This window comes from Dyella mobilis, from assembly GCF_016904945.1.
Classification (GTDB): domain Bacteria; phylum Pseudomonadota; class Gammaproteobacteria; order Xanthomonadales; family Rhodanobacteraceae; genus Dyella_B; species Dyella_B mobilis.
This window is the reverse complement of sequence record NZ_JADIKF010000040.1, coordinates 154,885-174,541: the sequence shown is the minus strand read 5'-3', so window position 1 is coordinate 174,541 and position 19,657 is coordinate 154,885. Positions and strand designations below refer to the sequence as shown.

Below are 19,657 nucleotides of genomic sequence, written 5' to 3'. Positions count from 1 at the left end.
GCCGCTATCAGGCCTGTTGCGCCAATCCCAATTCGGTTGCGTACTTGAACAGGTCGGCATCGTTGTCGATGCCGAGTTTGCGCATGGCACTGACTTTTTGCGTGCTGATGGTCTGCTTGCTGCGTTGGAGTCTTTCGGCAATCCCGTTGATGCTCGTGCCGCCCACGTAAAGCTTGATGACTTCCAGCTCCCTGGGCGAGAGGCGTGAGGAGTTGGTGAAGGGTGCCGATTTCATCAGCTGCGTGATGCGCGGCGAAAAGTATTTTCGCTTGCTGTGCACCGCTTGCACGGCGCTGCGCAAATGCACCATGTCGTCGGCCTTGCTGAGAATGGCGTCTACGCCGCAAGCCAGCAGGCTTCGGATCAGCACGGTCTTGTCCATGCTGGTGATGATGATGATCTGCAGTTCCGGGTAGCGGTCGCGCAGGTAGCTCACCAGTTCCAGCCCGTCGCCGTAGCGGCCGCCCGGCATGGCATAGTCGGTAACCAGCACGTCGCAGGGGTGGGCATCGAGCAGGGAGACCAATTGGGTCGAGTCGACGGCCGAGCCGATTAGGCGAACGGAGGGAATGTCGTCCAGCGTGGCTTCGATGCCCAGGCGGATGACCGGATGGTCGTCGGCGAGCACGATGCGAATACGGTTATCCATCCCGGTTATACCTGTTCGCTGAATCGACGGAAGAAAGGCTCTGTGTTGCTGTTTTATCGTAATACAACCCGTCAGCTTGGGCATCTCCGGCTGTGCTAGCTTAAGCTACGTACTAGTGGATAACGGGCGCAAGGAGCCTATTTTGACCATCAAGGTTGCCATAGCTGATGATCATCCGACGCTGCTTGCGGGGATGGAGCATCTGTTGTCCAGCGCGAGCGGAATCACCTTGGTGGGGCAGGCTACCCATTCCTCTGAATTGGTCGAGCTGCTCGGCAAGTTCAGTTGCGACGTGGTGGTGACCGACTTCTCAATGCCTGGCGGCCGCTATGGCGACGGTCTTACGTTGCTGCGTTTCATGAAGCGGCGTTTTCCCAGCATCCGCCTGATCGTGCTTACCAGTATAGAAAATCACGGGGTCATGCAAGGCATCCTGGATGTAGGAGCGATGGGGGTTGTCAGCAAATCGGACGATCTCGAACACGTTGAATCCGCTATTCGCATGGCGCATCTGAGCCATCGTTATCTTTCGCCGAAGATCCAGCAATTGCTGGAACAGGCACCCGCCATACACGACGCTGACGACAAGACCAAGCGGCTGAGCAAGCGAGAGACCGAGGTGCTTCGCCTGTATGCCGAAGGGCTTACCGTATCGGAAATCGGTGTGCGGGCAGGGCGCAGCAGCAAGACAATCAGCGCGCAGAAAATGGCTGCCATGAAGAAGCTCGGGCTTCAACACGACGCGGACATTTTCAAATATGCCCAAGCCAACGGCTTGGTGCAGGCATCTCAGACATCACAGAAAAATCTGCAGTGCGACGATGAGTCTGTGTGAAAAACCCTACGTAATGTACGCCTAAACTTAGGATTCGATAGGCAACGTCCTATAGCGGATCGTTCTGTATGTAGATAGCCTTTGTTCAGTCGGGGCCTATCTCCAATTGGCGTTTTACGTACACAAGGGATTTATGGACGAGCCGCAAGACACCGCCGTCTCTACCGTGCTGCTCGGGTACAGCACGCTTAGCAAAACACAGCGCGACGTCTTCATGGATCAGCTCAATGACTTCATGTTCCAGTCGCCGCAACAGCAAAAGCGCACGGCGGAAGGCTGGTTGCGTTCTTGTGAGGGCTCGACTTATCCCTCGGCGCGCGCCGTTGCGGAATCGGCAGCCAAGTACGCAGTGGAGCGTGCCAAAGGCCCTAAAAAGAAGAGCGGTTCCTAGGGCCTTCCTGTGCTATTCGCGCAGCCCGTGCAGCACCGACGAGGCATTGGCCGGTTCGACCATCGGCGACATGCCGCGATGGTCGGCGATCTACCATCGCAGCATGATTTTCCCGATGTGTGTACTGCTTTCCATCAATGCGTGGGCGGCAGCGGCGTCGGCGGCAGGGAAAACTTCGTGGATGACCGGCCGAAGTTTGCGCTCGGCAAATAGCGGCCAGACGCGTTCGTAAAGCTCGTTGGCGATGGCTGCCTTGAAGGCTGTGGAACGCTTGCGCAACGTGGAGCCGGTGACAGTCTGGCGGCGATGCATCAGTTTGGCGGCATCAAAGGAGGCGTTCGCGCCGCCGAGCGTTGCGATGATGACAAGGCGTCCATCTTCGGCGAGCGATTCCAGCTCGCGTCCGATGTAGTCGCCAGCCACCATGTCCAGGATCACGTCTACGCCGCGGCCGTCGGTCCAGTTCTTGATGCGCTCGACAAAGTCTTCGGTGCGATAGTTGATGGCGCGTGCGCCGAGCGTTTCACATGCGCGGCATTTTTCATCGCTGCCGGCGGTGGCGAATACCGGATGCCCCAGAGCACGTGCCAATTGGATGGCCGTAACGCCGATGCCACTGGAGCCGCCCTGCACCAGCAGGCTCTCGGGCGAACCGTCTTCGCTTCGCCCCAGGCCGCCGCGGTCGAACACGTTGCTCCACACCGTAAAGTAGTTTTCCGGCAGCGAAGCCGCTTCAAGCACGCTCAACCCTTGTGGCACGGGCAGGCATTGGCCCAGCGGCACCACGGCGTACTCGGCGTAGCCGCCGCCGGCCAGCAACGCGCATACCGCGTCGCCGCGCTTGAGGCCAAACGGATTGCCGCTGCTGAAATCGCCGTCGATCAGCTCGCCCGCGACTTCCAGGCCGGGCAGGTCGGATGCTCCGGGAGGCGGCGCGTAATGGCCGGCGCGTTGAAATACGTCCGGGCGGTTGATGCCTGAAGCGGCAACCTTGATGAGCACTTCGCCTGGGCCGGGCTGCGGTACCGGCCGTTGCACCAGCCGCAATACTTCGGGTCCGCCGAAGTGGCTGATTTCGATCGCTTGCATGGATGTCATAGTCTTCAGTCCCTCGCAAGCCGCGTGCCGTTCCAGGGCACGCGGCGGATCGCCTGACTATGGGTGCGCACGCACCGAGTACAAGGGGCTGTCAGGGTGCCGTATCGACCAGCACCAGTTCGACGTCTTCCAGTGCTTTCACTTCCAGCACCGGCTCGTCGAGTATGGCGGCACCGTCGCGCTCGTTGATCTTCAAGCCGTTGAGCTCCACCGAGCCCTTGGCCGGCACCAGATACGCATAGCGACGCTTGCCCAAGGCATACGTGGCGGTTTCGCCGGCCTTGAGTGTGGCGCCGAGCACGCGCGCGTTGGTGCGCAAGGGCAGGGCGTCGGCGTCTTCCTTGAATCCGCTGGCCAGCGGTACGAAGCGTCCGGAACGTTCTCCCGTGGGAAAGGGTTTGGCACCCCACGACGGAGCCTGGCCGCGCTCGTCCGGAATGATCCATATCTGGAAGATGCGGGTAGTGTCCGATTCGAGGTTGTACTCGCTGTGCGTGATGCCGCTGCCGGCGCTCATCACCTGTACGTCTCCCGCCTCGGTACGGCCTTCATTGCCCAGGCTGTCGCGATGCGTGATGGCGCCTTCGCGTACATAGGTGATGATTTCCATGTCCGCATGCGGATGCGGCGGAAAGCCGGTGTTCGAGGCGATGCTGTCGTCATTCCACACACGCAGCGCACCCCAGCCCATGCGCAGGCCGTCGTGATAACTGGAAAAGGAAAAATGATGCTTGGCCTTGAGCCAACCGTGGTCGGCGCCGCCAAGGCTGTCGAAAGAGCGTCGTTCGATCATGAGAGCACCTGATGGACAGTTCGGATGCCGTACAAGATAAGCCTGCGCGCGGCGATGCAGAACTCTCGCCAGGGAAACAGTGTGTCCCTGGCCTTACTCCTCAGGCTGCCGCGCTTTTAGTGATCGCCTGCGCGGTGCCGATGTCCGCTCAACTCGTGTCCGGCATCGGGCGCAAAGGACCGGTGCCAGCGCGTGGAGCTGAGCGAAATGGCGGTGACAACCAGAAAGGCCACCGAAAAATTGATGCGACTGGGCTCGCTGTTGTGGCTGGTGGCCATGGCGATTTTTAGGATCAATGCGCCGCAACACACACCGATCGACAGCATCAATTGCTGCAAGGTGGAATAGAAGCTGTTGGCCGCGCTCATGCGATCGGTCGGCACGGCTTCGTAGGCAATGGTGTTGTATGCGGTGAACTGGATCGACATGACGACGCCGCAAATCATCAGCAGCCCGAACATCAGCCAGAACGGCCAGTCGGCCTGGAAAAAAGCGCAAACCGCATAGCTGAGGCTGGCCAGTACGCCGTTGTAGACCATCGCACGGCGAAAGCCGATCCAGCGCAACAGGCGGGTGGTGATGGCACGCGCTAGCAATGCCCCCAGCGAGATCGCCAGGATGAGCTGGCCGCTGTGCAGGGCAGAGAAACCCAGGCCGATTTGCAGCAACAGCGGCAGCAGGAATGGCTGGGCGCCCTGGGTGATGCGCATCAGCGAACCGGAGATGACTGACAACCGAAACGAATCGATCCGCAACAGGGTCAAGTCCACCGCCGGGTGAGCGCGTCGCTTCGCATGCCTGACATAGGCCACGCACGCCGCCGCGCCGATCGCCACGAGCATGAACGCGTTGCGCAGATCGGTGTTTTCGCCAAAGCTCTCCAACCCGAACAGCAGGCATCCCAGCCCGATACTGCACAGGGAAAAACCCAGCCAATCGAACGGCGCAGGCTTGCCGGTGCTGTGCACGACGGGAACGTATCGCCGCACCAGCCAGAAGCCGAGTACGCCGATCGGCAGGTTGATGTAGAAAATCCAGCGCCAGTCGAGGTATTGCACGATGAAGCCGCCAAGCGGCGGCCCGGCCATGGTGCCCAGCACCGCCGGGATCAGCGTCCACATCATGGAAGACACCAGGTGGCGGCGTTCCACCGTGCGCAGGATGATCAGCCGCCCCACCGGCGCCATCATCGCGCCGCCGGTACCTTGCAGCAGGCGTGCAGCCACCATGGCCGGCAGGCTGTGGGTGAGCGAGCACAGGATCGAGCCGATGATGAACACCACCATCGAACTGTTGAACACGCGCTTGGTGCCAAAGCGGTCTGAAATCGTGCCGCTCACCGGAATCAGAATGGCCAGCGCCAGCAGGTAACTGGTTACCGCCACGCTCATGGCCGGCGCGGTAACACCGAAATCGTGCGCCATGGTCGGCAGGGCGGTTGCCAGTACCGTACCGTCCATTTGCTCGAGGAAGATGGCGCAGCCGACGATCAGGGAAATGACGCGGTAATCGGGATACGCCGGTTGGGATGCCACCGGAGCGTCAACCTTTTCCTCGATCGGCACGGACACGCGGATTTCCTGGACGAGCGCAGCTCGCCTGCGTCAGGCTGACGCGAGGATCAACGAGAACGCTCGAAACGGCGGCACACTGGGGTTGTGCGCCGCAACATCTCTATTATTCGCCTGTTAGAAAGTTGTTACAAGAGCAGGTCGGCACGTTTGTCGACATTGATTCATCTGGCCCGGAACGGGAGGCGTGCGGGATAGCTAAAAGCGGCCGTCTTGCGATAATCGTCGACTTCAGGGAATCCGGTTTCCATGGGTGGATAAATGACTTCACGTCGGGTCGTTGGGCACATCGCACGTTTCAGAGTGCCCCTCCGCTTCTTGCTTGGCATATCCCTCGCGGTTTCGCTGTCTTCATGCCTCATCTTTACCAAGGCCATAACCCCTTATCCCAATGACTGGGGAAGCCTGCGCCCGACCTCCGATTGTTCTGAGCTGACGGGCAGATATAGCAATGCCGGAGTTGATGCGATCAAGCCACCCGAAGCGCGCGAGCCCGTCATCCTGTGGGCCGAGCAGCTTGGTCCCACGTTGGCCCGCTGGGCAAAGCACCCGATGCCCGATTCCGGCTCAAAGGGCATTCAATACGTTGAATTGAACGTTCCCAAAGGCGGCCAGGGCGTGGATGTCGCCATCTATTACCAGGATCACGTCGATCGTTTCGTGATGCCCTGGGGGGCGCAATTCCAGTGTGTCCAGGGCGTCGCACGCATGGTGGCCAAGTACAACGATGCCGGCGATCTTCCCGGGCGAAGCACCAATAAAATCGTGCGCGATTTCGCGCGAACTTCTCGCGGTGGGTTGGTTGTTAGCGAGCAAACCTCGACGTTGGAAGCCGGCGCCGTGCTATTCGTCGTCGAGGCGGGGGGGAGCAAGCAAAGCAGCTGGCATGGTTGGCCGGCGTACGGCGACACGCCTTTCCGGGTTACGGATGGACGAAGCTGGTAATGCAGGAAAACAAACGGCGCCTGGAAGCAGGCGCCGTTTTTCGTTACGCATCAGAATGCGCAGATCAGACTGCTTCGAAAATCCCTGCAGCGCCCATGCCGGTACCGATGCACATCGTTACCATGCCGTACTTCTGTTTGCGGCGGCGCAGGCCGTGCAGCAAGGTGGCGACGCGAACCGCACCAGTGGCGCCCAGCGGATGCCCGAGAGCAATGGCGCCACCCAGCGGATTGACCTTGGTCGGATCCAGCTTGAGGTCGCCCATCACGGCCAGTGCCTGCGCGGCAAAGGCCTCGTTGAGTTCGATCCAGTCGAGCTGGTCCTGGGTGATGCCGGTCTGCCTGAGCACCTTCGGAATCGCTTCCTTGGGACCGATGCCCATGATGTCCGGACGCACGCCGGCCACCGAGTAACCGACGAAGCGGGCCAGCGGGGTAAGGTTGTAATCCTTGATCGCCTGCTCGCTGGCCAGCAGCACAGCGCCGGCGCCGTCGGAGGTCTGTGAGGAGTTGCCGGCGGTAACGGTGCCGCCGAACTGGCCGTTGCGGAACACCGTCTTGAGCTTGCCCAGGACATCCGGCGTGCTGCCGGCGCGCGGGCCTTCGTCGGTGTCGATCACGCGGCTGTCGGCCTTGATGCCGCGGGTAGCCAGGTCGGGATAGTGATCGTCGAGCTGGAACGGGGTGATTTCGTCCTTGAACTCGCCGGCCTTGATTGCGGCCAGCGCGCGTTCGTGGCTTTGCGCGGCAAAGGCGTCCTGCGCGTCGCGCGACACCTTCCACTGCTTGGCCACGTTCTCGGCGGTGATGCCCATGCCGTAGGCGATGCCGATGTGCTCGTTGTCGAAGATGGCCGGATTCATCGCCACCTTGTGGCCCATCATCGGCACCATGCTCATGCTCTCGGTACCGCCGGCCAGCATCAGGTCGGCTTCGCCCAGACGGATGCGGTCGGCCGCCATCGCCACGGCCTGCAGGCCGGACGAGCAGAAGCGGTTGACGGTGACGCCGGGCACGGTGTCGGGCAGGCCGGCCAGCAGCAGGCCGATGCGCGCCACGTTCATGCCTTGCTCGGCTTCCGGCATGGCGCAACCGATGATCACGTCGCCGATGCGATGCGGATCGATGCCCGGCGCCTGCGCCATCACGGCGCGGATGACGTGGGCGAGCATGTCGTCGGGACGGGTGTTGCGGAATACGCCGCGCGGCGCTTTGCCTACCGGGGTGCGGGTGGCGGCGACGATGTAGGCGTCTTGCACTTGCTTGGTCATGGTCTTGGCTCCGTGGCGTCGCGCAGAGTGCAGCGACGCCGTTTGGTTTGTTCGTCGTCCCGGCGAAGGCCGGGAACCAGTGTCTTTGTGGTGCGTGCGAAAGTCGCTGGACCCCGGCCTTCGCCGGGGCGACGAGCGTTTAGTTCCTCAAGGGTTTGCCGGTGGTCATCGTGTGAGCGATGCGCGCCTGGGTCTTTTCGGTCTGCGCCAGCTCGACGAAATGCTTGCGCTCCAGTTCCAGCAGCCATTCCTCATCCACCAGCGAACCGCGCTCGATCGCGCCGCCGCACAGGGTGTCGGCGATGCGGGTGGCGATCGCGACGTCGTGTTCGGAAGCGAAATAACCGGCCTGCAAGTTGGCGAGCGATGCCTTGAACGTGGCGGTGCCGACATCGCCGGCCACCGGAACGTTGCGGTTGTACAGCGGCGGGCGGTAACCGCTCTCGGCCAGCGAGAGCGAAACCTTCTTGGCCACATAGAGCAGTTCGTAGGCGTTGAACACCACGATGTCGCTATCGCGCAGCAAGCCGAGCTGCTTGGCTTCCAGTGCGCTGGCGGAAACCTTGGCCATGGCGACCGTTTCGAACACCTTCTTCAGTGATTCGAACGGATCGGCCGGGTTGGCCTGCGCAGCGCGCACGGCCAGTTCATGCAGGCCGCCACCGGCCGGCAGTAGGCCCACGCCCGCTTCGACCAGGCCGATGTAGCTTTCCAGCGCCGCAACCGTGCGAGCCGAATGCATCTGGAATTCGCAGCCGCCACCCAGTGCAAGACCGCGCACCGCCGACACCACCGGTACCAGCGAGTGCTTGATGCACATGCTGGTGCGCTGGAAGTTGGCGACCATGGCTTCGAAGTCCTTGATCTTGCCGGCCTGCAGCAAGCCCAGTGCGCCCTTCAGGTCCGCGCCGGCAGAGAAGGGTTCGCTGTTCTGCCAGATCACCACAGCCTTGAGCTTTTCTTCGGCGATGCCGATGGCGTGCTGGATACCGTCGAGCACCTGGTCGTTGACCGTATTCATCTTGGTCTTGAACGAGATGATGCCGACGCCGTCGTCGCCCAGCGTCCATAGGCGCACGCCGTCGTTCTCCCACACCGTGCTGCCCTGGTCGAACTTCTCGCCGAGGATCGGATCGGGGAACAGCTGGCGCTGGTAGACCGGATGCTGCGAGCGCGGCTTATAGCTGCTGGACGCGGCGGACCAGGAACCTTCCTTGCCGTGCACGCCAGCGCGGCCATCGGTGACCCATGCCGGCAGCGGCGCCTTGCTCATGGCCTTGCCGGCGGCGATGTCTTCGGCGATCCAGCCGGCTACCTGCTGCCAGCCGGCAGCCTGCCAGGTTTCGAACGGGCCGAGCTTCCAGCCGTAGCCCCAGCGAATGGCGAAGTCGACATCGCGCGCGGTGTCGGCAATGTCGGCCAGGTGATAGGCGGTGTAGTGAAACAGGTCGCGGAAGGTCGCCCACAGGAACTGTGCCTGCGGATCGCTGGAAGCGCGCAGCTTGCCGAACTTCTCGGCGGGATCCTTGATGGCGAGGATCGCAGCCACTTCATCCGAAGCCTTCTGCTCGGACGCGCGGTAGTCGCGCTTGGCGACGTCGAGCACGACGATGTCCTTGCCCGCCTTGCGATAGAAGCCGGCGCCGGTCTTCTGGCCCAGCGCGCCCTGTTCGATCAGGCCGCTCAACCAGACCGGAGCTTTGAAGTATGCGTGCCACGGATCATCGGCCAGGGTGTCGGCCATGGTCTTGATCACGTGCGCCATGGTGTCCAGGCCGACCACGTCGGCGGTACGGTAGGTGGCGCTCTTCGGACGGCCCACGGCCGGGCCGGTCAGCGCATCCACCACGTCGAAGCCGAGCTTGAACTGCTCGGTGTGATGCATGGTGGCCAGCATCGAGAACACGCCGATACGGTTGCCGATGAAGTTCGGGGTGTCCTTGGCGTAGACCACGCCCTTGCCGACGGTGGTGGTGAGGAAGGCTTCCAGGCCCGCCAGCACATCTTTATTGGTGAGCCGGGTCGGGATCAGCTCGACCAGGTGCATGTAACGAGGCGGATTGAAGAAATGCACGCCGGTGAAGCGATGGCGCATTTCTTCCGGCAGGGCTTCGGCCAGGCCATTGATCGACAGGCCCGAGGTGTTGCTGGCCAGCACGGCGGTCTTGGAGACGTAGGGAGCGATCTTCTTGTAGAGATCCAGCTTCCAGTCCATCCGTTCGGCGATCGCTTCGATCACCAGATCGACGTCCTTCAGGTGCTCCAGGTCGTCCTCGTAGTTGGCCGGGATGATGGCGGCCGCGCGGGTGCTGTCGGCCAGCGGGGCCGGGGAGAGCTTCTTCAGGTTCTCGATCGCCTTCAGGGCGATGCCGCTCTTGGGGCCGTCCTTCGCGGGCAGGTCGAACAGCACGGTCTCGACGTTGGCGTTGGTCAGGTGCGCGGCGATCTGCGCGCCCATGACGCCGGCACCGAGCACCGCGGCCTTGCGGATGCGTAGCGCTGACGGGGATGAAGATGGAGCGGTCATTGGCTTCTCCGAGTACGAACGAAACAGGTAGGGAAAACAGGTTGCGGGACGACCGTGGCCGGCCGGTGACAGGAATCTGGGGGTCAGGGAGCGCGCAGGCCGGCCGCTGCGAAGCGGATCAGGTGCTCGGCGGTCTGTTCGCGGTGGGTGGTTTCGCTCACGTCGCTTTTGCGCTGGATGATGCCGAAGCCCGACATGGCGTGGGTCAGCGCGCCGGTGACTAGGTCGATCCGCCAGTAAAGCTCTTCTTTACTGAGTCCGGGCAGCAGTTTGGCGAATTCAGTGGTGAACTGGCGCATGACGTGGCCATAGTTGTCGGACAAGAACTTGCGCAGGCTGTCGTCGTGTTCAGCAAAGGCGCGCGCCAGCACGCGCATGAACAGGCCGCCGCCGCCGTCGTGGGAAAGATCCAGGGCAGGGCGGATAAACGCGCCCAGCACGTCTTCGAGGGTGGTCTCGGATTGTGCGGTCACCTGCTTCAGAGCGGCCAGGCGCCGGTTGTTGAGCTGGTCCAGGCGGCGCTTGAAGACCTCCTCGACCAGGTTGTCCTTGGAGCCGAAGTGGTAATTGACCGCAGCCAGGTTCACGCCGGCCGCGGCGGTCAGCTGGCGCAGCGAGGCGGCTTCGAAGCCGCGCTGGGCGAACAGCGCCTCGGCGGCGGTAAGGATGCGTTCCTTGGTGGAAGCGGAGCTGTTCACGGGTAGCGCCCATCCGATCGAATCAAACGATCGTTTGAGCATACGCGGGAGGCTCGGGACCAGTCAAACGATCGTTTTGTTTATCGGGGGTGTGGGCCTGTCGGACCTGTCCGGGCCGCGCTGCCAAGCCATTGGTGGGGTTGCTTATGGGCTAGAATCTGTCAAACTTTCGTGCGCTAAATCCGCATTTCGCGACGCATTTAGTTCTAAATTCACCTGGCTGAATAGTCGGGCCGCCCACCAAAAATAATCCGCATACCCGGAGCAGACCGTATGGCGCTGGAGCGCACCCTTTCCATCATCAAGCCCGATGCCGTCGCCAAGAACGTCGTCGGTGAAATCTACGCCCGCTTCGAAAAGGCCGGGTTGAAAGTCGTTGCCGCAAAGATGAAGCATCTGTCGCGCAAAGAAGCGGAAGGTTTTTACGCAGTGCACCGCGAGCGTCCGTTCTTCAATGCGCTGGTTGAATTCATGATTTCCGGTCCGGTCATGATCCAGGCGCTGCAGGGCGAGAACGCCATTCTGAAGAATCGCGAACTGATGGGCGCCACCAATCCGAAGGATGCCGCTCCGGGCACCATCCGCGCCGACTTCGCCGACTCGATCGATGCGAATGCCGTGCACGGTTCGGATGCCGCCGAAACGGCCGCCGTGGAAATCGCTTATTTCTTCGCTGCAACCGAAGTCTTCCCGCGCTGAGATGTGACGCCGTGAATCAGGTGGAAAAAGTCAATCTGCTCGACTTCGATCGCCAAGGGCTGCGCGACTTCTTCGCGCAGCTCGGCGAGAAGCCGTATCGCGCCGAGCAGGTGATGAAGTGGATCTACCACCACCTGGAAGACAACTTCGAAAACATGACCGACGTGGGCAAGGCGCTGCGCGCCAAGCTCGAAGCCGCGTGCTACATCGGCCCGCCCAAGACGATGTTCGACAAGGGCGCCGCCGACGGCACGCACAAGTGGCTGCTCGGCATGGACGGCGGCAACGCCGTCGAAGCGGTGTATATCCCCGAGCCCACACGCGGCACGTTGTGCGTGTCCTCGCAGGTGGGTTGCGGTTTGAACTGCCAGTTCTGTTCCACCGCCACCCAGGGCTTCAACCGCAATCTGGCCACGTCGGAAATCATCGGCCAGATGTGGGTCGCCGCCAAATACCTCGGCAACGTCACGCACCAGAACCGCCGCATCACCAACGTGGTGATGATGGGCATGGGCGAGCCGCTGCTGAACTTCGACAACGTCGTAAAGGCCATGAGCCTGATGCGCGACGATCTCGGCTTCGGCCTGGCTTCCAAGCGCGTGACCCTGTCGACGGCCGGCCTGGTGCCGATGATCGACAAGCTCTCCGAATCCATCGACGTGTCGCTGGCCGTGTCGCTGCACGCTGCGAACGATGAGCTTCGCACCGAACTGGTGCCGCTCAACAAGCGTTATCCGCTCGCCGAGCTCACCGCTGCCTGCCAGCGCTGGATCGCGCGCAAGCCGCGCACGTCCATTACCTTCGAATACACGCTGATGAAGGGCGTGAACGACCAGCCCGAGCACGCGCGCCAGTTGATCAAGTTCATGCGCCGCCTGCCGACCTGCAAGGTCAATCTGATTCCGTTCAATCCGTTCCCGGGCACGCGCTTCGAGCGCTCGGAAGCGGACGTGATCCGCGCTTTCCAGACGCAATTGCTCAACGCGAACATCCTGACCATGTTGCGCCGCACCCGCGGTGACGATATCGATGCCGCCTGCGGTCAATTGAAGGGGCAGGTGCTCGATCGCACGCGCCGTCAGGCCGAATTCCAGAAACGACTGGCTGAGGATGCAGCTCATGCGGCGTGATCGTGTCTTGGCCGGATTCTGCCTGACGCTCGTTTTGGCCGGATGTCACCGTGGCGCGAACATCCCGCCGCCGCCGAGGGACCCCGGGCTGCCGCCTGAAACCAAGGCGGAGAAAGCACAGAATGCGGCCGACGTGCATACGCGCCTTGCGCAGCATTACATCGATATCGGCAATCTCGGCGGAGCGCTGGACAAGGTGAAGATCGCTGTCAAGGACGATCCGACCTATGTCCCCGCGCAGACCGTGATGGCGTACATCTACGAGCGCATCAACGACCTGCCCAACGCGGAAATGCATTACCGCCGGGCGGTCGAATTGCAGCCGAAAAAGGGCGACACCAACAACAATCTTGGCCAATTCCTGTGTCGCGCGGGCAAGGTGCAGGAGTCGCTGACGTACTTCACCAAGGCACTGGCCGACCCGTTCTACCAGACGCCGGACGTGGCGCTTACCAATCAGGGTATCTGCCAACTGAAGCTCAACGATCGCGTGGCTGCCGAAGCCAGTCTGCGCGAGGCGGTGCACCGCAACCCGAGCAATGCATCGGCGTTGCTGCAGCTGACCAATCTGCTCTACCTCGAACAGCGTTATCTCGACGCCAGTGCGTTCCTGCAGCGTTTCGACATGCAGGGGCAGACCAGCGCCGATTCGCTGAAGCTTGGCTACGACATAGAAACTCGCCTGGGCAATACGGAAGCGGCCCAAAATTACAGTAAACGGCTACTCAGCCAGTTCCCGGATTCGGAACAGGCGCAGGCCCTCAATCAAACCGCACGCCCATGATTTCCGAGCAGTCCAATCCGGCCGGACAGGAGCAGCAAGCCTCCGATGTCCCCGCCGCGACCGCAGCGAACATGGATCAGAACGCTGCCGAATTCCGCTTCAACGAAGCTCCTGGTTTTGGTTCGCGCCTGCGTGCCGTGCGCGAAGCGCGTGGCCTGGACCTGGAGACTTGCGGCCACGCCCTGCGTCTGCCGGTGCGCGTGCTACGTCAGCTCGAGAACAACGAGTTCGATGGTATCGACTACCAGGTTTATATCGGTGGCTACATCCGCAAGTACGCGAGCTATCTGGAGATCGACGACGCCGAAGCCGAAGCGGCCGTTGCCCGCCTGAGGCCAAGCCAGCCGCCTCTGGTGGCAACCGGCGGCATCTCGCATTCGCGCTACCTGCTGGATCGCTACGCCACTGCCGCTACGTATGTGGTGTTGACCCTGGTCATTGCCGTGCCGATCGTTTGGCTCGGCATGCGTGGAACGCTCTCGCACGACATGAGCCATCTGGCGCCGCTCGATGCGGCTCCGGTTGCCCAGCAAGATGCGCCGCCGCAACCGGCGTCATCGGGTAGCGTGGCGGCGAAATTGCCGGCCAGCGCGTTGGCTCAGGCGACTTCGCCAGCTCCCGCTTCTGCTTCGTCGGCGCTACGCACCGCCGAGCAGCCGTTGCTGGCGTCGATGGTGCCGGTGCCGAATCTGGATAGCGATACCAGCATTGCACCGGCAACCGGCAATGCGGCCCAGCCTGCCACGGTGGGAAGCGGCAGCCACAGCCTTACGCTCGATCTGCCCAACAGCAGTTGGGTCGAAGTGGTTGGCAAAGATGGTTCGCGGCTCGAATACGGCCTGCTGCCCGCGGGCACCGCCAAGACCTATCACAGCGACCAGCCGCTGGAAGTGCGCATTGGCAACGCCACCGGGGCACAGGTCAGCCTGGATGGCCAGCCGGTGACGCTGGATCCTTACCGCCGCGCCAACGTGGCGCACTTCCGCGTCGACATTCAGGATGGCAAGGCTGCCCCCGCGGGAGCCTGAAGAGGCGGGGCGTTAGCCCCATCGATCATCCTCGATCGGTTATGCTTGCGCATTGTCCGCCCGATGGGCGGGCAATGCCGTCTGCCGCCGGAACGCGGCGGCTCCAAGAACACCCTTTCTGGCGCCTGATGGCGTCTCTAGCGACACGGTGACTGCATGGCATTTGATGCATACGACGACCACGAACAGAGCGAACGCGTACAAAAATGGCTGCGAGAGAACGGCCTGTCGATCGTCGTAGGCGTGGTTATCGGACTGATCGCCATTTTCGGGTACCAGAAATGGCGCGGTCACCGCACGGAACATCAATTGGCCGCTTCGGGCCTTTACCAGCAATTGCAAACAGTGATCGACACCGGCAACGCCAATGCCAGTGACGTGCTGATCCAGCAGTTGATGAACGATTACGCCGACACGCCGTATGCCATGTTTGCCGTCAGCGATCGCGCCCGCCGTCAGACCGAAGCCAAGCAATACGACAAGGCGCTGGACTCGCTGTCGTGGGCAGAACAGCACGCGACCAGCCCGGAGTTGAAAGCGCTGGTGGATCTGCGTATGGCGCACGTGCAATTGGCCAAGGGCGATGCCCAGGCCACGCTGAGTGCCTTGGATCGCATGCCGGCCGACAGCTACGCCGTCGTGAGCCAGGAACTACGCGGCGATGCGCTGGTCAAGCTTGGACGGCGCGACGATGCCCTCAAGGCCTATCAGGCCGCCGTGAAGGCCATGGGCCCGAATGCGCAGCAGGGCAATGAAGTGCAATTGAAAATCGACGATCTGGCCACGGCCGGGAAGCAGGGTGCATGAAACGTTTTGGGCTGATCGTATTGACCGCTTCGCTGGTGGCCCTGGCGGGCTGTCATTCCTTCAAGAAAGAAAACATCCAGCCGCCCACCCCGCTGGATAAGAACTTCAAGCCCACGGTGCAGGTGACGCGCGTGTGGAACACCCGCGTCGGTCACGGCGCCGGCGTCAGCGGCGTGCGCATGGAGCCGACCGTGGTCGGCAACGTCGTCTACGCCGCCAGCACCGACGGTGTGGTCGGCGCCTACGATGCGGCAACCGGCAAGTCCATCTGGGTGAACAAGTCGCGTACCCACGGCTGGTTCGGCTGGGGCGACAAGGACCGCAAGGACGCTTTCTATTCCGGCGGCCCGGCGGTTTCGGGCGACCTGCTGGTCATCGGTACCCTGGACGGCCACGTCTACGGCCTGAACGTGAAAGACGGCAGCCAGCGCTGGGTCAGCACTTTGCCGGCAGAAGTCATCGATTCTCCGGTCGTCGCCGGCGACCTGACCGTCGTGCGCACGCAGGATGACCGCGTGTACGGTCTGGACAGCAACACCGGTGAGCGTCGCTGGGTGAACGACCAGGGCAACGTGCCGCTGCTCAGCTTGCGCGGAAACGGTCCGCTGCTGGTGGCCAACGGTGTGGTGTTCTTCGGTAGCGACGACGGCAAATTGGTTGCGCTGCGACTGGATAATGGCGAAAAGCTGTGGGAACAGAAGCTCGCTACCGGCGAAGGCCGCACCGACATCGAACGCATGAATGACGCCGATGGCGCCGTTCTGCTCGACGGCAGCACCCTGTATGCCGCTGCCTATCACGGCAATCTCAGCGCCATTGATGGTCCCAGCGGTCGCCCGCTGTGGGCGCGTCCGTTCTCCACCTATACATCCTTGGCCGCCAGCGGCAACAACCTGTTCGGCGCGGACACCGACTCGCAAGTCTGGGCGTTCGACAAGAGCAGCGGCGCCGACGGCTGGAAGAACGCCAACCTCAAGTATCGCTGGGTCACGGCTCCGGCCGTGCAGGGCGATTACGTGGTGGTCGGCGATATCGAAGGCTACGTGCATTGGCTGCAGACCGGTGACGGTGCGTTGGCTGCGCGCGAACGCCTGTCCAAGAAGGCCATCCGCGCGCAACCGGTGGTGGCGGGCGACCTGGTGTACGTCGAAGACGTGCAGGGTCACCTCGCTGCTTATCGCCTCGGCGCCAAGTAACTCTGGAATCATGCTTCGTGCTGCCCGTCATCGCCCTGGTCGGTCGTCCCAACGTCGGTAAATCGACCCTTTTCAATGCAATGACGCGTAGCCGTGACGCTCTGGTAGCCGACATGCCAGGCGTCACTCGCGACCGTCACTATGGCGTTTGCCGTACCGGCGAACGCCCCTTCGTGGTGGTCGATACCGGCGGCTTGTCAGGTGTCGACGAAGGGCTGGATGCGCTGACCGCCCAGCAGGTGCGTCTCGCCATCGACGAGGCGCAGGTGCTGGTGTTCGTGGTCGATGCGCGCGACGGCCTGCTGCCGCAGGATCGCAGCATCCTCGACGAGCTGCGACGCAGCGGCAAGCCGATCATCGTCGCGGTCAACAAGACCGATGGCCTGGATCTGCAGGACGCTCTGGCCGAATTCACCGTCTTCGGCATCAGCCGCACCCTGCCGCTTTCCGCCGCCCACAATCGCGGTACGGAAGAGCTGATTGCCGCCGTCCTGCCGCTGCTGCCTGAAGATGCGCACGAAGAGCTGGGCCCCGAGGGCGACCAAGGTATCCGCGTCGCCATCGTCGGTCGCCCCAACGCCGGCAAATCGACCCTGATCAACCGCCTGCTTGGCGAGGATCGGCTGATCGTTTCCGATGTCGCCGGCACCACGCGCGATCCGATCCGCGTTCCGCTGGAGCGCGACGGCAAGCGCTATACATTGATCGATACGGCAGGCGTGCGGCGCAAGGCGCGCGTGGAAGAAGCCGTCGAGAAATTCAGCGTCATCAAGACGCTGCAGTCGATGGCCGCCGCGCAGGTCGTGGTGGTGATGATCGACGCACGCGAAAACCTGTCCGACCAGGATCTCACGCTCATCGGTCACGTGTTGGACGAGGGCAGGGCGCTGGTGATCGCCATCAACAAGTGGGATGGCATGGATACGTACCAGCGCGAGCAATGCCAGCGTGCGCTGGAACGCCGCCTGGTGTTCGTGGACTGGGCCAAGCAGGTGTTCATTTCCGCCTTGCATGGTTCGGGCCTGCGCGAGCTGATGCGTGCCATCGTGCGCGCACACACCGCGGCTACTCGCGAACTGGGCTCCTCGGATCTCACACGTACGCTCGAGCGTGCCTATGAGGGCTACCAGCCGCCGCTGGTGCGCGGTCATGCGCCCAAGCTGCGCTTCGCGCATCCGGGGGGCAGCAATCCGCCTACCATCGTGATCCACGGCAGCCGCACCAAGCACATTGCCCCGGCCTATCGGCGCTACCTGGAAAACTTTTTCCGCCAGCGCTACAAGCTGGAAGGCACGCCGATCCGCATCGATTTCCGTGATGGCGAAAACCCCTACGCCGGCAAGAAGAACGTGTTGACCGAAGCGCAACAGCGCAAGCGCCAACGCATGATCCGCGAGATGAAGCGCCGCAAGTGACCACGGCTCGTTGATGCAAGCTGGCTTGACGCCAGCTGCGGCGAGCTACACTACGTTGCATGAACAGCCCCCTCGATCGCGATTCCTGGCTGGCCGACCTGCGTCGGCGCGTGCCGGAAATTTCACCTGCCGAAGCGTTCACCCGGCAGGCCCAGGGTGCCCTGCTGATTGACGTGCGCGAAGACAGCGAGCGTGCCGCCGGTTCGCCGGCCGGCGCTTTGGGTTTGTCGCGCGGATTTCTTGAATTGCGCATCGAAGACAATGAGCCCGATCGCGAGCGCGCGATCCTTGCCGTGTGCGCCAGCGGCCGCCGCTCGTTGCTGGCCGCCGAGGCTCTGCAGCGCATGGGCTATCGCAACGTCGCTTCCGTTGCCGGCGGCTTCGAGCGATGGAAGACCGAAGGCCTGCCAGTGAGTGCGGGCAGCAGTCTCGATGCCGATGCCGCCGAACGCTACGCACGACAGTTGCGCCTGCCGCAGGTGGGCGAGGCCGGCCAGCTCAAGCTCGGCCAGGCCAAGGTGGCGTTGCTCGGCGCTGGCGGCCTGGGTGCGCCGGCAGCGCTTTATCTGGCGGCGGCGGGAGTGGGGCAGCTTACGTTGATCGACGACGATCGCGTCGAGCGCTCGAACCTGCATCGCCAAGTGATTCACGCCGATGCGCGTGTGGGCATGCCCAAGACCGAATCGGCACGCATCACGCTGGCGGCACTCAATCCGCGCATCCGCATAGAGTTGCGCCAAGAGCGTTTGCGCGCCGACAACGTCGAAAGTCTGTTGAGCGGACACGACCTGGTGATCGACGGCGCCGACAATTTCCCTGCGCGTTATCTGCTCGCTGCCGCAACCCGCCGCTTGAATGTGCCGATGGTCTACGGCGCGGTGGAACGTTTTACCGGGCAGGTCAGCGTGTTCGATCCCCGGCGTGCCGATTCGCCGTGTTACCGCTGCCTGTTTCCCGAGCCGCCCGATGCCGCCGATGCGCCCAATTGCAGCGAGGCCGGCGTGCTGGGTGTCTTGCCGGGCATGGTGGGTCTCTTGCAGGCCACCGAAGCCTTGAAGTTGATACTGGGCATTGGCGAGCCGTTGATCGGCCGACTGCTGTCCTTCGATGCGCTGGGCATGCACTTTCGCCAGACGCGGCTGCCGCGCGATCCGGCATGTCCCGGCTGCGGGCCGCAGGCAACCTTCAGCGGCTACGAAGACATCGCACAGTGGTGCGCAGCCGCCGGCTAGCCGGCGAGATCGCTGGGAATCAATCCATAGATGACGGCGTCGTGCGACAGCCCCTGCGTGCATATGCGCTGGCGGGCAATACCTTCGCGCCTGGCGCCGATCAGCTCGGCGCAGCGCTGGCTGGCGAGGTTGTTGACCGCGGCGACGATTTCAATGCGGCGCAAAGCCAGTGTTTCGAAGCCGAATGCCGCGGCCGCGCGACCGGCTCGCGCCGCGTAGCCGTTGCCGGTGGCGGAGCTGCGTATCCAATACCCCAGGTTGGCGCGCAGATCGCGCTCGTCGATCTGGTTGAGCCCCACGCCGCCGACCAGTCGATGGCGCGCGTCGAAGACGGCGAACGCATAGCGCTCACCCGTTTCCCAGCTCTGTACACAATGGGTGACGCGCGCGCGTGCGGCGTCCAGATCGTAGCCGGCCGTACACCAAGACAGCCAGCGTCCCAGGCTGTCCAGTGATTCCCGCACCGCTTCGTGCAGGGCCGGCACGTCATCGTCATGCCATGGGCGCAAGGATAAAGGCGGGGCATCTAGATGCTTCGACTCGGAACGGTGGGTAAGCGGCATGGGCGGCAAGGTTTGTGTGCTCAGGT

The 19,657-nt window shown here is 62.7% G+C and carries 19 protein-coding genes; 11 read left to right on the top strand and 8 right to left on the bottom strand.

Features of this window, described 5'->3' with window-relative positions; genetic code table 11:
* Positions 1 to 7: 7 nt before the first annotated feature.
* Positions 8 to 649 (bottom strand): response regulator, encoded by a 642-nt coding sequence (locus ISS99_RS16845; RefSeq protein ID WP_204632794.1) that lies wholly within the window; start codon positions 647 to 649, stop codon positions 8 to 10.
* A gap of 142 nt (positions 650 to 791) precedes the next feature.
* On the opposite strand from ISS99_RS16845, the gene ISS99_RS16840 reads away from it, so the two are divergent.
* Positions 792 to 1,484 (top strand): response regulator, encoded by a 693-nt coding sequence (locus tag ISS99_RS16840; RefSeq protein ID WP_204632793.1) that lies wholly within the window; start codon positions 792 to 794, stop codon positions 1,482 to 1,484.
* Between the two features lie 133 nt (positions 1,485 to 1,617).
* On the top strand, positions 1,618 to 1,875 hold the full coding sequence (locus ISS99_RS16835; RefSeq protein WP_204632792.1) for a hypothetical protein: 258 nt from the start codon (positions 1,618 to 1,620) through the stop codon (positions 1,873 to 1,875).
* A 90-nt stretch (positions 1,876 to 1,965) separates the two neighbouring features.
* On the opposite strand, the gene ISS99_RS16830 is transcribed toward ISS99_RS16835, so the two are convergent.
* The 3 genes from ISS99_RS16830 to ISS99_RS16820 form a co-directional block, all read right to left on the bottom strand.
* Positions 1,966 to 2,973 carry an NAD(P)H-quinone oxidoreductase gene (locus tag ISS99_RS16830; protein ID WP_239538135.1) on the bottom strand — a complete coding sequence of 336 codons (1,008 nt, stop codon included), beginning with the start codon at positions 2,971 to 2,973 and terminating at the stop codon, positions 1,966 to 1,968.
* A 91-nt stretch (positions 2,974 to 3,064) separates the two neighbouring features.
* Positions 3,065 to 3,766 (bottom strand): pirin family protein, encoded by a 702-nt coding sequence (locus ISS99_RS16825; protein ID WP_204632791.1) that lies wholly within the window; start codon positions 3,764 to 3,766, stop codon positions 3,065 to 3,067.
* 116 nt (positions 3,767 to 3,882) lie between these two features.
* The gene (locus ISS99_RS16820) at positions 3,883 to 5,325 is read right to left on the bottom strand and encodes a DHA2 family efflux MFS transporter permease subunit (RefSeq protein ID WP_284343801.1); all 1,443 of its coding nucleotides are present in this window, start codon (positions 5,323 to 5,325) and stop codon (positions 3,883 to 3,885) included.
* A 315-nt stretch (positions 5,326 to 5,640) separates the two neighbouring features.
* Between ISS99_RS16820 and ISS99_RS16815 the strand changes: the two genes are divergently transcribed.
* Positions 5,641 to 6,282: a hypothetical protein gene (locus ISS99_RS16815; RefSeq protein WP_204632790.1), complete on the top strand. Its 642-nt coding sequence runs from the start codon at positions 5,641 to 5,643 to the stop codon at positions 6,280 to 6,282.
* A gap of 64 nt (positions 6,283 to 6,346) precedes the next feature.
* Here the strand turns inward: ISS99_RS16815 and ISS99_RS16810 are convergent, their stop codons facing one another.
* The 3 genes from ISS99_RS16810 to ISS99_RS16800 form a co-directional block, all read right to left on the bottom strand.
* Positions 6,347 to 7,552: an acetyl-CoA C-acyltransferase gene (locus ISS99_RS16810; RefSeq protein ID WP_204632789.1), complete on the bottom strand. Its 1,206-nt coding sequence runs from the start codon at positions 7,550 to 7,552 to the stop codon at positions 6,347 to 6,349.
* Between the two features lie 139 nt (positions 7,553 to 7,691).
* Positions 7,692 to 10,079, bottom strand: a complete 2,388-nt coding sequence (locus ISS99_RS16805) for a 3-hydroxyacyl-CoA dehydrogenase/enoyl-CoA hydratase family protein (RefSeq protein ID WP_204632788.1) — start codon at positions 10,077 to 10,079, stop codon at positions 7,692 to 7,694.
* A gap of 83 nt (positions 10,080 to 10,162) precedes the next feature.
* Positions 10,163 to 10,819 carry a TetR/AcrR family transcriptional regulator gene (locus tag ISS99_RS16800; RefSeq protein WP_204632787.1) on the bottom strand — a complete coding sequence of 219 codons (657 nt, stop codon included), beginning with the start codon at positions 10,817 to 10,819 and terminating at the stop codon, positions 10,163 to 10,165.
* A 231-nt stretch (positions 10,820 to 11,050) separates the two neighbouring features.
* On the opposite strand from ISS99_RS16800, the gene ndk reads away from it, so the two are divergent.
* From ndk to moeB, 8 genes are all read left to right on the top strand, one after another.
* Positions 11,051 to 11,476, top strand: a complete 426-nt coding sequence (ndk, locus tag ISS99_RS16795) for a nucleoside-diphosphate kinase (RefSeq protein ID WP_204632786.1) — start codon at positions 11,051 to 11,053, stop codon at positions 11,474 to 11,476.
* An 11-nt stretch (positions 11,477 to 11,487) separates the two neighbouring features.
* Positions 11,488 to 12,606: a dual-specificity RNA methyltransferase RlmN gene (rlmN, locus tag ISS99_RS16790; RefSeq protein WP_204632785.1), complete on the top strand. Its 1,119-nt coding sequence runs from the start codon at positions 11,488 to 11,490 to the stop codon at positions 12,604 to 12,606.
* Complete coding sequence (pilW, locus tag ISS99_RS16785; RefSeq protein WP_204632784.1) at positions 12,596 to 13,390, top strand: type IV pilus biogenesis/stability protein PilW; 795 nt, start codon at positions 12,596 to 12,598, stop codon at positions 13,388 to 13,390. The genes rlmN and pilW overlap by 11 nt, the downstream gene beginning before the upstream one ends.
* Positions 13,387 to 14,418 carry a helix-turn-helix domain-containing protein gene (locus tag ISS99_RS16780; protein WP_204632783.1) on the top strand — a complete coding sequence of 344 codons (1,032 nt, stop codon included), beginning with the start codon at positions 13,387 to 13,389 and terminating at the stop codon, positions 14,416 to 14,418. The genes pilW and ISS99_RS16780 overlap by 4 nt, the downstream gene beginning before the upstream one ends.
* Before the next feature lie 156 nt (positions 14,419 to 14,574).
* Positions 14,575 to 15,225, top strand: a complete 651-nt coding sequence (locus ISS99_RS16775) for a YfgM family protein (RefSeq protein WP_204632782.1) — start codon at positions 14,575 to 14,577, stop codon at positions 15,223 to 15,225.
* Complete coding sequence (gene bamB, locus ISS99_RS16770; protein ID WP_204632781.1) at positions 15,222 to 16,421, top strand: outer membrane protein assembly factor BamB; 1,200 nt, start codon at positions 15,222 to 15,224, stop codon at positions 16,419 to 16,421. The genes ISS99_RS16775 and bamB overlap by 4 nt, the downstream gene beginning before the upstream one ends.
* 17 nt (positions 16,422 to 16,438) lie before the next feature.
* Complete coding sequence (gene der / locus ISS99_RS16765) at positions 16,439 to 17,836, top strand: ribosome biogenesis GTPase Der (protein ID WP_204632780.1); 1,398 nt, start codon at positions 16,439 to 16,441, stop codon at positions 17,834 to 17,836.
* Positions 17,837 to 17,895: 59 nt separating this feature from the next.
* The gene (gene moeB, locus ISS99_RS16760) at positions 17,896 to 19,068 is read left to right on the top strand and encodes a molybdopterin-synthase adenylyltransferase MoeB (protein WP_204632779.1); all 1,173 of its coding nucleotides are present in this window, start codon (positions 17,896 to 17,898) and stop codon (positions 19,066 to 19,068) included.
* On the opposite strand, the gene ISS99_RS16755 is transcribed toward moeB, so the two are convergent.
* Positions 19,065 to 19,631: a GNAT family N-acetyltransferase gene (locus ISS99_RS16755; RefSeq protein WP_204632778.1), complete on the bottom strand. Its 567-nt coding sequence runs from the start codon at positions 19,629 to 19,631 to the stop codon at positions 19,065 to 19,067. The genes moeB and ISS99_RS16755 overlap by 4 nt on opposite strands.
* Positions 19,632 to 19,657 lie beyond the last annotated feature (26 nt).

Coding starts and splice junctions, on each gene's coding strand:
- ISS99_RS16845 (WP_204632794.1), bottom strand. CDS start 649: ATGGATAACCGTATTCGCATCGTGCTCGCCGACGACCATCCGGTCATC.
- ISS99_RS16835 (WP_204632792.1), top strand. CDS start 1,618: ATGGACGAGCCGCAAGACACCGCCGTCTCTACCGTGCTGCTCGGGTAC.
- ISS99_RS16830 (WP_239538135.1), bottom strand. CDS start 2,973: ATGACATCCATGCAAGCGATCGAAATCAGCCACTTCGGCGGACCCGAA.
- ISS99_RS16825 (WP_204632791.1), bottom strand. CDS start 3,766: ATGATCGAACGACGCTCTTTCGACAGCCTTGGCGGCGCCGACCACGGT.
- ISS99_RS16810 (WP_204632789.1), bottom strand. CDS start 7,552: ATGACCAAGCAAGTGCAAGACGCCTACATCGTCGCCGCCACCCGCACC.
- ISS99_RS16805 (WP_204632788.1), bottom strand. CDS start 10,079: ATGACCGCTCCATCTTCATCCCCGTCAGCGCTACGCATCCGCAAGGCC.
- ISS99_RS16800 (WP_204632787.1), bottom strand. CDS start 10,819: ATGCTCAAACGATCGTTTGATTCGATCGGATGGGCGCTACCCGTGAAC.
- ndk (WP_204632786.1), top strand. CDS start 11,051: ATGGCGCTGGAGCGCACCCTTTCCATCATCAAGCCCGATGCCGTCGCC.
- pilW (WP_204632784.1), top strand. CDS start 12,596: ATGCGGCGTGATCGTGTCTTGGCCGGATTCTGCCTGACGCTCGTTTTG.
- ISS99_RS16780 (WP_204632783.1), top strand. CDS start 13,387: ATGATTTCCGAGCAGTCCAATCCGGCCGGACAGGAGCAGCAAGCCTCC.
- ISS99_RS16775 (WP_204632782.1), top strand. CDS start 14,575: ATGGCATTTGATGCATACGACGACCACGAACAGAGCGAACGCGTACAA.
- bamB (WP_204632781.1), top strand. CDS start 15,222: ATGAAACGTTTTGGGCTGATCGTATTGACCGCTTCGCTGGTGGCCCTG.
- moeB (WP_204632779.1), top strand. CDS start 17,896: ATGAACAGCCCCCTCGATCGCGATTCCTGGCTGGCCGACCTGCGTCGG.
- ISS99_RS16755 (WP_204632778.1), bottom strand. CDS start 19,631: ATGCCGCTTACCCACCGTTCCGAGTCGAAGCATCTAGATGCCCCGCCT.